Source organism: Mesorhizobium sp. M0601 (genome assembly GCF_040320845.1).
Classification (GTDB): Bacteria; Pseudomonadota; Alphaproteobacteria; order Rhizobiales; family Rhizobiaceae; genus Mesorhizobium.
The window spans coordinates 38,071-47,774 of sequence record NZ_JAMYQK010000007.1 but is presented as its reverse complement, the minus strand read 5'-3'; the positions used below and the strand labels follow the sequence as shown (position 1 = coordinate 47,774).

Here is a 9,704-nt window from a genome sequence, read left to right as displayed (position 1 = left end):
CAGACTCAGTGCAGCCACCAGTACAAAAAATGACAGAAAGCGCCGTCCAGAGGCAGACCGTCTTTGGGATTATGACTTTGGTCTAATGTGCAGTGCGAAATAGAAACGACGGTGCGGTCAGCCTTTGAGAGCTTCGAGCAGCGTGACTGCCGCCATCATGTCGCGCTTGCGGGCCGCGCGGTGCGCGACGGCCTCGGCATCATGGCCCCATTGCTCGGCCTGCCAGTCCTCGTCGACATGACCGGCAGCCCAGGCCGCCTCGCCGTCGAGCTCGCCGAAGTCGACGGCCAGCGCCAGCAGCGCCGATCCGGTCAGCGACGTCATGACGTGGATGGCGGCAAGGCGCAGCGGATCGGCACGTTGGGCAAGATGCTGGCCAAGCAGCGCGATACTCTCGCGCGGCTGTTCGACATGGATCACGCCTTCGGCAAGATGGAACCGGGCGCCGAGCGCGCTGCGCACCCAGTCGATGACCGGATCCCAATGCTCGTTCTGCCGGTCGACGAGTCCTTTGGGCGCATCGGCGCGGTAGCAGAGCAGATCGGACGAGGCAAAGCGCAGGATGTCCTCCAGCACGGCCTGGGGATCACTGGCGACGCCATCGATTGCCGTATTGACCAGACGCATCACCGGCATCGTCACCGGGTTGATGGTCTCCTCCTGTGCGGCGAATTCCTCGGCGACGAGAGCAGCCGCCTTTTCGGTCGGCAGCTCCAGCAGCGCCTTGGCCGGCGTGCGGACGGGCTTGCCATCGAGATGGACGGCAAAACCGTCTTCGACCGGTGCTACCGCGACGGTCTTGTAGAAGCGCTTCGGCAGCGGCGTCTTCATCTGGATCTGGGCGCGACGCACCGGGTCCGGATCAGAGAGCAGCTTTCCAGCTTCGAGATCGTTCAATATATCGCGCATGCTCATCCGGGACTTTGTTTTCGGGCCGGCCGGTTGACGATGATGAGTCCGGCGGCGATCAGGGCGAGTGCCAGGAAGATACGAACGGTCAGCGGCTCGTTCAAGAACACGGCGCCGCACAGCACACCAAATACCGGCGACAGGAAAGTGAAGCTCGACAGTCCAGATGCAGGGTAGCGCCGCAGCAGCCAGAACCACAGCACATAGGTGAAGGCGACGACATAGACGGCCTGGAACAGCAGAGCCAAGGTCGGCAGAAGAGTAAAGTTGCGGACGGGCGGCCCGGCAAAGGGCATCACCAAAATGCCGACGACAGCGGCTCCGGCCAGCTGATAGAGCAGCAGCTTTTCGGCGCTGGCCGTCACCAGCTTCGACCGCTTGATGACGATATTGGTCACGGCCCACAGAATGCCGGCACCGAGACTGAGCAAATCGCCACCCAATGTTGCGCCGCCATTGGCGCTCAGTTTATCCGAAAACACCGCGATCAATCCAGCGAAAGCGAGCAGAAGACCAACGAGCTTGCGTGCCGTGATGCTTTCGCCCAGCAGGAAATGACCGCCGACCAACATCCAGAACGGCATGGTGTTGACCAGCAAAGTGTTGCGCACGACAGTGGTATGCTCGAGCCCGACATAGAGAAACAGGAACTCGAGACCGAAAAGCGCGCCTGCCAGAATGCCGGCGACGAGGGTCTTGTCGGGCGTGAACAGCGCAATGCCGCGCCAGCGGCACCAGCCGAAAACACACAAGCCGCCGATCACCGAGCGGGCGATCGACAGGAAAACGGGATCGTAGCCGGCATAGGAGATCTTGGCGGCGACGTAGTTCAGCCCCCAGGAAAAAGTCAGCCCAAGCATGATGGCGGCTGCCGCCAGATCGACCGCGTCACGGCGGTCGAGGGTTTCTGTGGCGACGCCCACCAGCGCTAGTCCTCGGCACTCTGCTCGTCGAAACCGAGCAGGTTCCAGCTCTGGCGCATATGCGGCGGCATCGGTGCGGTGACGTCGACAAAGCCCTTGTCGGGATGCGGGATAACGATGCGGCGCGCGTGCAGATGCAGCCGGTTCTGCATGCCGCCTGGAAAATCCCAATTGGTGTCGGCCTCGAAATATTTGGGGTCGCCGATGATCGGGCAACCGATATGGGCGGCATGGACGCGAAGCTGGTGGGTGCGCCCGGTATAGGGTTCCATTTCCAGCCAGGACAGCGTCTGCGCCGCCTGCTCGACTATGCGGTAATAGGAGACGGCGTGATCGGCGCCCTTTTCGCCATGCTTGGCGATACGCACACGATCGCCGTCGGGCGTCGGTTCTTTGATCAGCCAGGTCGAGATCTTGTCCTCGCGCTTCGGCGGCACGCCCTTGACCAGTGCCCAGTAGGTTTTCTTCGTCTCACGCGCCCGGAACGCTTCGGCGAGCTTCATGGCGGCGAGCCTTGTACGGGCGACAACCAGCACACCCGACGTATCGCGGTCGAGCCGGTGCACCAGGCGCGGCTTCTCGCCCTTCTGGTTGCGCCAGGCTTCCAGCATGTCGTCGACATTGCGGGTGACGCCCGAGCCGCCCTGCACTGCCAGGCCGGCCGGCTTGTTGAAGACGAAGACCTTCGGGTCCTCATGGATCAGCATCTTTGCCAAAACGTCGGCGTCGCCCTGGTTGCGGATCGAATGACCGGTGAGCGGGCTTTCACCTTTCTTGTCGACTTCGAGCGGCGGCACACGCACCGTCTGGCCGGCTTCGACGCGGGTATCGGCCTTCACCCTGCCGCCGTCGACGCGGATCTGGCCGGAACGCAGCAGCTTCTGCAGATGACCGAAACCGAGACCGGGGAAATGGCTCTTGAACCAGCGGTCGAGCCGCATGCCCGCCTCGCCGGCGTCCACTGTGATCTGTTCAACGCCTGCCATGATTCCAATCGCCGTTTTGCAGGCATGCAACGGCATTCGCCGGTACCCGCAATCTCACTCGCTTATTCGTTGTCGGTTCCATATTGCAGAACCTGAACTTTCTCCAGCGTAATCAAACCACTTGTCATGATTGTTTCAAGCACGGGCAGGAAAGCGGCCAATTTTTCCTCGTCATCGACGATCTCGATGACGAGTGGCAGATCCTCCGATAGGCGGAGGATCTTCGTGGTGTGAAGCCGGCTGGAATGGCCGAACCCCATCGCGCCGCGCAGGACGGTCGCGCCGGCTATCTGCATTTCGCGGGCCCTCAGCACAATAACCTCATACAGCGGACGGCCATCTGCCCTGTCGTTTTCGCCGATAAAGATGCGCAGCAATTGTGCCTGTGTTGGTATCTTCATTGCCTGGACCCTCTCAGCCGGTTGAGCCGAACTGCAAAGATGTGGCCAAGCCAGACGGCGGCAAGCCAGGCCACCACGGAGATCGCGATATTGAGTCCCGCGGCCACAAACCTCCCGCCTTGCGCGAGGATGAGTGTTTCAAGGCTGAAAGCGGAGAAGGTCGTCAGGCCGCCGCAGAAGCCGGCCATGAAGAATTGACGTTGCAGCGGACCGGCGAAGACGCGACCATCCGGTCCCGTCAATGTCGCGTAGAAGCCGATGAGGAACGAGCCAACAATATTGACGAGGAGCGTGCCGAAGGGAAATCCAGCGCCCCACAGGGCAGTGCTCGTCGATGAGGCAAGCGCCCGCAACACACCGCCGATCATGCTGCCTGCGGCCACGGTCGCATAGAGCCGAACCGTTTCGTTGGTTCTGCGACGGCCAATGAGGCGCGCCGCATGCCCTGCCGCGGCAGTGTCCGTCCCGTCGTGGCGGAGCTTCCGCGGGCCGCTCACCGCGCCCCGCCGCCAATCAGAAGACTTCCGGCGGCAAAGCCCAGCGTCACGCCGCCGAGGCTCAGAAAAACCGAAAGCAGCACATTTCCGCCGGCGCGCCGCCATTCGCCCTCGCGCGCCAGCGCCAGCGTCTGCACGCTGAAGGAAGAAACCGTGGTATAGCAGCCGAGGCCGCCGGTAACGGTAAAGGCCCAGATGGCGGGCATGCCGTCGCGCGCCACCGCATGCGCAACGACGCCGATTGCAAACGCTCCCGAGACATTGACGGCCATAGTGCCCCAGGGAAAGGTCTCGCCGACCCGGCGGGCGACGAAGCCGGACAGGAAGAAGCGGCCCATTGCACCGATCGCGCCACCAAGGCAGACAAGCAACAGATGATACATCGTGCTCCCTCGCGCCGGTCACACCATGGTGTCAGGCGGCTCCGGCCTTCTTCGGCTTGCTGGAACCGATCATCTTCCAGTTCTTGTAGAACATGGCATTGATGCGCTCGACGTTGACCGAAACGATGGCGAGAAGAGCGGCAATCAGGCCGGGAAATGGCGATGGCCGGATGATGTCCATGAACACGCAGTAGCGGCGCCCATCATATTCGTTGACCGATCGGTGCAGCAGCGTGTCGTCGAAAATATAGAGCGGATTGTCGTGCCAGTAGTTCCTGGCGTTGTTGCACTCGACGAAAACCTCGGCCTTCACCGGGAGAAGATTGTAGAGAATGCGCAGGCTGAGCCGCAGCGGTCCGAAATGCCAGGAGGTCGATTCCCTGCCCCTGAACACCGACACGGCGATGGTCTTGATGTATTTGAAATCCTTGTTGAATTCGGCAACGTTGTCGATTTTGTGCTTGCCATACCACTGGTAGACATACATGCCGCGCCGGCCGCTGCCGAAATTGGCGTCGATATCGGCGATGATCTCGTCCTTGCGCGCTTTGAAGACGTCCAGAACCTCGTTGACCTCACGCTGATAGTCCGGAGGAAACTGGTCCAGTTTCCAGACACCGCGGTTTCTGTAGCACAGCAGATCGACCAGCAGATTGAAGGGCGAAAGCAGCCAGGTGAAGATGCCGTTGCCGAGGAAATAACCACTGAACAGGGCCCAGCTCTTGTTGTCGTTGCGCAACACGTCGATCAGGCCGAGGACAATGAAAATTGTCGTCAGGATGGGAATGAAATAGAAGCCGAGCGCCAGCAGCGGGATCGCTATGGCGAATTTCCGGAGGGTCTTACGAGTTCTTTTTGTCATTTTTCCACGCGCCAGGCGCGATTCCGTTCTGAATATCGTTGGTACGTTTCTGGCCTGTCCGCCGGCCGAAGGCGCACCTTGATAGGGTTTTTTATCCCGCCAGACAACGGCGATCACACCAGTGTGCGACTGGCAGCTACTTTTCCCGCTCGCTGCGCAGCTTCGCCCAATAATCCAGCCGCTTCCTGATATCGCGCTCGAAGCCGCGCTCGGGCGGGTCGTAGAATGTCTGCCTTCCCATCTTCTCCGGAAAATAGTCCTGGCCGGAAAAAGCGTCCGGCTCGTCGTGGTCGTAGCGATAGCCGGCGCCGTAATCTTCCTGTTTCATCAGCTTGGTCGGAGCATTGAGAATGTGCTTGGGCGGCAGCAGCGAACCGAATTCCTTCGCCGCCTGTGTGGCGGCCTTGAACGCGGTATAAACTGCATTGGATTTCGGCGCGGTGGCGAGATAGACGGTCGCCTCAGCGAAGGCCAGTTCGCCCTCGGGCGAGCCCAGATAGTCATAGGCGTCCTTGGCGGCGTTAGCGACGACGAGCGCCTGCGGGTCGGCCAGCCCGATATCCTCCATCGCCATGCGCACCAACCGGCGCCCGAGATAAAGCGGATCTTCGCCGGCGTCGAACATGCGGGCGAGATAGTAGAGTGCCGCGTCGGGGTCGGAGCCGCGCACCGATTTGTGCAAGGCGGAGATCAAATTGTAGTGGCCGTCCTGTCCCTTGTCGTAGATCGGCGCGCGGCGCTGGACGATGCGCTGCAGAGCTTCGGCGCCGAACACCTCCTTTGATTTCGCTGCGCGCCAGACCTCTTCGGCGAGCGTCAATGCCGCGCGGCCGTCGCCGTCGCTCATGCGAATGAGCATCGCCCGCGCGTCTTCATCGAGCGGCAGCGCCCTGCCCTCTGCCTCCTCGGCCCGCGCCAGCAGCTTGGCGATACTGTCCTCGCCGAGTGAGTGAAAGACCAGCACACGCGCGCGCGACAAAAGCGCGGCGTTTAGCTCGAAGGATGGATTCTCCGTGGTGGCGCCGACCAGCACGACGGTGCCGTCTTCCATCACGGGCAGAAAACTGTCCTGCTGGGCGCGGTTGAAGCGATGGATCTCGTCGACGAACAGCAGTGTCTGGCGGCCGTTCGAGCGGCGCAGCTTCGCTGCCTCGAACACTTTCTTCAGGTCGGCAACGCCGGAAAACACCGCCGAGATCTGTTCGAAGGCGAGGCTTGTCTCGCCGGCAAGCAGCCGTGCGACCGTGGTCTTGCCAGTGCCGGGCGGGCCCCAGAAGATCATCGAGCCCAGCGAGCCGGAACCGATCAGCCGCGTCAGCGCGCCGTCGGGTCCGGTCAGATGCTCCTGGCCGACGACCTCGCCGAGGTTCTTCGGGCGCAGACGATCCGCCAGCGGCCTGCCGGGCGGCGTCTTTTCCGGGTCATCGACACTGAACAGATCGGCCATGCAACTTCTTCTGCCTGGAGCCCGATCATGCTGACGGTCGGGCTCAGTAACGCAACACCTGGCGCAGTATCTGCCCGCCCCGCTCGACGGTAAAGCGCCACCAGCGCGTATCCTGCTGGGCTACCTGCTCCAAGGTCGCCGCCTTGTCGATCGTCAGGCCATTGACCTCACGCACGATGTCCCCTGGCTGGAAGCCAAAATCGGCAGCGGGCGAATCGCGGTTGATGTCGACCACGGTGACGCCTTTGACATCGGTGCGCAGACCGAGCCGTTGGGCAAGCCGTGGCGACAGTTCAGCGACTTTGGCACCCGAAAACGGGCTACGCCCGCGCAATGTGAGCTCCGCAGCCTTGGCGCCTTCGGGCGGTCGTTCCAGGGCGATGTCCATCGTCGCCTGCTGACCCTTGCTCAGGACGCCGAAGCTGGCATTCGTACCAATCGACAGCGTCGCCATGCGGTAGTCCAGCGCCCCGACGCTCTCGACCGGCTTGCCGTTGAGCGACAGCACCACGTCGCCAGGCTTGAGCCCTGCCTTGGCGGCGGGTCCCGCCTCTTCGACCGAAGAAACCAGCGCACCGGTCGGTTTGTCAATGCCGAGCGATTCGGCAATCTGCGGCGTCACCGCCTCGAACTCGGCACCGGCATACGGCCGCTCGAAGAAGTCGAGCCCGGCCTTGGCCGCGTCGGCGAAGGCGCGAACCATGTTCGAAGGGATGGCAAAGCCGATGCCGATCGAGCCGCCGCTACGGCTATAGATCGCCGTGTTGATGCCGATCAGCTGCCCTCCCATGTTGACCAGCGCGCCACCGGAATTGCCGGGGTTGATGGCGGCGTCGGTCTGGATGAAGAAGCTGGAATCGGAGACGCCGATATGGCTGCGCGCCACCGCCGAAATGATGCCGCTGGTGGTGGTCTGGCCGACACCGAACGGATTGCCGATCGCCAGCACCAGATCGCCGACCTCGAGCGCGTCGGAATCGCCGATAGCGATCACCGGGAACGGCTTGTCAGAAGAAATCTTGAGCACGGCGAGGTCGAGCGTCTCATCCTTGAGCAGCACCTTGCTGTCGAATTCGCGCCCGTCGGCGGTCGCTACCTTGACCTGGTCAGCGTTCTTGACGACGTGGAAATTGGTGACCACGACGCCGGTGGGATCGACCAGCACCCCCGAACCGAGCGAAGACTGCGCGCGCGGCTGCGAGCGGCCGAAGAACTCCTCGAAGAACGGATCGCCGTCGAAGGGCGACGTCACCTTGGCGGTTTGCGAGGCGTAGACATTGACCACGGCCGGCGCTGTCTGCTTGACCAGCGGCGCGAAGGACAGTTGCACCTCCTCGCGGCCGAACGGCACGCGCTTGTCGGGGCCGGAAGTGGCGTTTTCGCCTTCGACGCCATGCAATAGATCCGTCAGCACGTCGGACAAACCGGGGTCTGGCTTGTTCTCCTCCGCCAGCGCGTGCCTGGCCGCCGGCACGATGGCCAGCGCCATCAAGGCGCAGATCAGAACAAGGGACAGCCGTTTAACGCGCATTCCGAATCCTCCAAGTCGGGCGCCATTGTCCTGACGATTGTGCAAAATGAAAGGCTAAGCCGCTGAAATCCGATTATTTTGGGTAGTCGTCGCAAAAACCGGTGACAAAACCCCTACCAGCCCTGCCCGGTACCTTCGGAAACAGAAAAAGGGGCCCGGAGGCCCCTTTTGAACTTCTCAGAAAAACCGAGCCTTATGCGGCTGCGGCTTCCTCTTCGGTGCCTTCGGCCTCGATGCGGGCACGGTCGCCGGCGCCCTTGGCCGAGGTGTCGCGGTCGACGAATTCGATGACGGCCATTGCGGCATTGTCACCGTGGCGGAAGCCCGCCTTCATGATGCGCAGATAGCCGCCATTGCGGGTGGCGTAGCGCGGCGCGATGGTATCGAACAGGCGCTTGACGACGCCTTCATTGCCGATCTGGGCAATCACCTGGCGGCGAGCGTGCAGGTCGCCGCGCTTGCCGAGCGTCACCAGCTTCTCGACGATCGGACGCAAATCCTTCGCCTTCGGCAGCGTGGTGAGAATCTGCTCGTGCTCGATAAGCGACACGGCAAGGTTGGCAAACATCGACTTGCGATGGCTTATGCTGCGGGCGAACCGGCGGCCTTTAAATCCGTGGCGCATGGCTCTTCTCCTTCATTGCGGGTTCAAGAGGCTCTCTCAAGCCTCAATATTGATCTTCGTAACGCTTGGCGAGGTCTTCGATGTTTTCCGGCGGCCAGTCCGGCACTTCCATGCCGAGATGAAGGCCCATCGCCGCCAGGACTTCCTTGATCTCGTTCAGCGATTTGCGGCCGAAGTTCGGGGTGCGCAGCATCTCGGCTTCGGTCTTCTGGATCAGATCGCCGATATAGACGATGTTATCGTTCTTCAGGCAGTTGGCCGAACGCACCGAAAGCTCGAGTTCGTCGACCTTCTTGAGCAGCGCCGGGTTGAAGGCAAGCTCGGTAACCTGTTCGGCAGCGACTTCCTTCTGCGGCTCGTCGAAATTGACGAACAGGCCGAGCTGGTCCTGCAGGATGCGAGCGGCGAAGGCCACCGCGTCCTCGCCCGAAATCGAACCGTCGGTCTCGATGGTCATGGTCAGCTTGTCATAGTCGAGAACCTGGCCCTCGCGGGTGTTCTCGACCTTGTACGAGACCTTCTTGACCGGCGAATACAGGCTGTCGACGGGGATCAGCCCGATCGGCGCGTCCTCGGCGCGGTTACGGTCGGCCGGCACATAGCCCTTGCCGGTATCGACGGTGAATTCCATGCGGATTTCAGCGCCTTCGTCCAACGTGCAGATGACGTGGTCGGGATTGAGGATCTCGACGTCGCCGACCGTCTGGATGTCGCCGGCGAGAACCGCGCCCGGTCCCTGCTTGCGGACGACCATGCGCTTGGGGCCGTCGCCTTCCATGCGGATGGCGATTTCCTTGATGTTCAAAACGATGTCGGTCACGTCCTCGCGGACGCCGGCGATGGACGAGAATTCATGCAGAACGCCGTCGATCTGCACGGCGGTTACAGCCGCGCCACGCAGCGAAGACAGAAGCACGCGGCGCAGCGCGTTGCCTAGGGTGAGGCCGAAGCCGCGCTCGAGCGGCTCGGCGACCAGCGTGGTCAGCGTCTTCTTCTTCGACGAGAACTCGATCTTGTTCGGCTTGATCAGTTCTTGCCAATTTTTCTGGATCATAGTGCTTTCCTTCCGTTGTCCCGCCACCATCCAATCGTGGCGGGCGACCTGGAATGCCGTGGAGGAGCGCCCTTGAGGCGCTCGCG

Annotated in this window: 11 protein-coding genes; all 11 read right to left on the bottom strand. The window is 62.0% G+C overall.

Translation table 11 applies throughout. The annotated features are described in order from the left end of the window. Positions 1 to 117 precede the first annotated feature (117 nt). Positions 118 to 909, bottom strand: a complete 792-nt coding sequence (locus NKI41_RS09645; protein WP_352451034.1) for an ATP12 family chaperone protein — start codon at positions 907 to 909, stop codon at positions 118 to 120. Positions 910 to 911: 2 nt separating this feature from the next. Further along, positions 912 to 1,769 carry a DMT family transporter gene (locus NKI41_RS09640; protein ID WP_502901203.1) on the bottom strand — a complete coding sequence of 286 codons (858 nt, stop codon included), beginning with the start codon at positions 1,767 to 1,769 and terminating at the stop codon, positions 912 to 914. Between the two features lie 68 nt (positions 1,770 to 1,837). Beyond that, positions 1,838 to 2,818 (bottom strand): RluA family pseudouridine synthase, encoded by a 981-nt coding sequence (locus tag NKI41_RS09635; protein WP_352451037.1) that lies wholly within the window; start codon positions 2,816 to 2,818, stop codon positions 1,838 to 1,840. Between the two features lie 62 nt (positions 2,819 to 2,880). Then, positions 2,881 to 3,219 carry a DUF190 domain-containing protein gene (locus NKI41_RS09630; protein ID WP_352451038.1) on the bottom strand — a complete coding sequence of 113 codons (339 nt, stop codon included), beginning with the start codon at positions 3,217 to 3,219 and terminating at the stop codon, positions 2,881 to 2,883. Further along, positions 3,216 to 3,587 (bottom strand): CrcB family protein, encoded by a 372-nt coding sequence (locus NKI41_RS09625; protein WP_352451039.1) that lies wholly within the window; start codon positions 3,585 to 3,587, stop codon positions 3,216 to 3,218. Before NKI41_RS09625 ends, NKI41_RS09630 begins: the two co-directional genes overlap by 4 nt. 125 nt (positions 3,588 to 3,712) lie before the next feature. Then, complete coding sequence (crcB, locus tag NKI41_RS09620; protein WP_352682677.1) at positions 3,713 to 4,099, bottom strand: fluoride efflux transporter CrcB; 387 nt, start codon at positions 4,097 to 4,099, stop codon at positions 3,713 to 3,715. 31 nt (positions 4,100 to 4,130) lie between these two features. Then, on the bottom strand, positions 4,131 to 4,961 hold the full coding sequence (locus NKI41_RS09615) for an aspartyl/asparaginyl beta-hydroxylase domain-containing protein (protein ID WP_352682675.1): 831 nt from the start codon (positions 4,959 to 4,961) through the stop codon (positions 4,131 to 4,133). A 136-nt stretch (positions 4,962 to 5,097) separates the two neighbouring features. After that, positions 5,098 to 6,408, bottom strand: a complete 1,311-nt coding sequence (locus NKI41_RS09610) for a replication-associated recombination protein A (RefSeq protein WP_352682673.1) — start codon at positions 6,406 to 6,408, stop codon at positions 5,098 to 5,100. Positions 6,409 to 6,451: 43 nt separating this feature from the next. Beyond that, entirely contained in the window at positions 6,452 to 7,939 is a 1,488-nt protein-coding gene (locus NKI41_RS09605) for a DegQ family serine endoprotease (protein WP_352502954.1), read from the bottom strand. Positions 7,940 to 8,132: 193 nt separating this feature from the next. Beyond that, positions 8,133 to 8,564, bottom strand: coding sequence for a 50S ribosomal protein L17 (rplQ, locus tag NKI41_RS09600; RefSeq protein ID WP_023675127.1), 432 nt, complete (start codon positions 8,562 to 8,564; stop codon positions 8,133 to 8,135). A 43-nt stretch (positions 8,565 to 8,607) separates the two neighbouring features. Beyond that, positions 8,608 to 9,618 carry a DNA-directed RNA polymerase subunit alpha gene (locus NKI41_RS09595; protein ID WP_023675128.1) on the bottom strand — a complete coding sequence of 337 codons (1,011 nt, stop codon included), beginning with the start codon at positions 9,616 to 9,618 and terminating at the stop codon, positions 8,608 to 8,610. Between the last annotated feature and the right edge of the window lie 86 nt (positions 9,619 to 9,704).

Coding starts and splice junctions, on each gene's coding strand:
- NKI41_RS09635 (WP_352451037.1), bottom strand. CDS start 2,818: ATGGCAGGCGTTGAACAGATCACAGTGGACGCCGGCGAGGCGGGCATG.
- NKI41_RS09630 (WP_352451038.1), bottom strand. CDS start 3,219: ATGAAGATACCAACACAGGCACAATTGCTGCGCATCTTTATCGGCGAA.
- NKI41_RS09605 (WP_352502954.1), bottom strand. CDS start 7,939: ATGCGCGTTAAACGGCTGTCCCTTGTTCTGATCTGCGCCTTGATGGCG.
- NKI41_RS09625 (WP_352451039.1), bottom strand. CDS start 3,587: ATGATCGGCGGTGTGTTGCGGGCGCTTGCCTCATCGACGAGCACTGCC.
- NKI41_RS09645 (WP_352451034.1), bottom strand. CDS start 909: ATGCGCGATATATTGAACGATCTCGAAGCTGGAAAGCTGCTCTCTGAT.
- crcB (WP_352682677.1), bottom strand. CDS start 4,099: ATGTATCATCTGTTGCTTGTCTGCCTTGGTGGCGCGATCGGTGCAATG.
- rplQ (WP_023675127.1), bottom strand. CDS start 8,564: ATGCGCCACGGATTTAAAGGCCGCCGGTTCGCCCGCAGCATAAGCCAT.
- NKI41_RS09615 (WP_352682675.1), bottom strand. CDS start 4,961: ATGACAAAAAGAACTCGTAAGACCCTCCGGAAATTCGCCATAGCGATC.
- NKI41_RS09595 (WP_023675128.1), bottom strand. CDS start 9,618: ATGATCCAGAAAAATTGGCAAGAACTGATCAAGCCGAACAAGATCGAG.
- NKI41_RS09640 (WP_502901203.1), bottom strand. CDS start 1,769: ATGCTTGGGCTGACTTTTTCCTGGGGGCTGAACTACGTCGCCGCCAAG.
- NKI41_RS09610 (WP_352682673.1), bottom strand. CDS start 6,408: ATGGCCGATCTGTTCAGTGTCGATGACCCGGAAAAGACGCCGCCCGGC.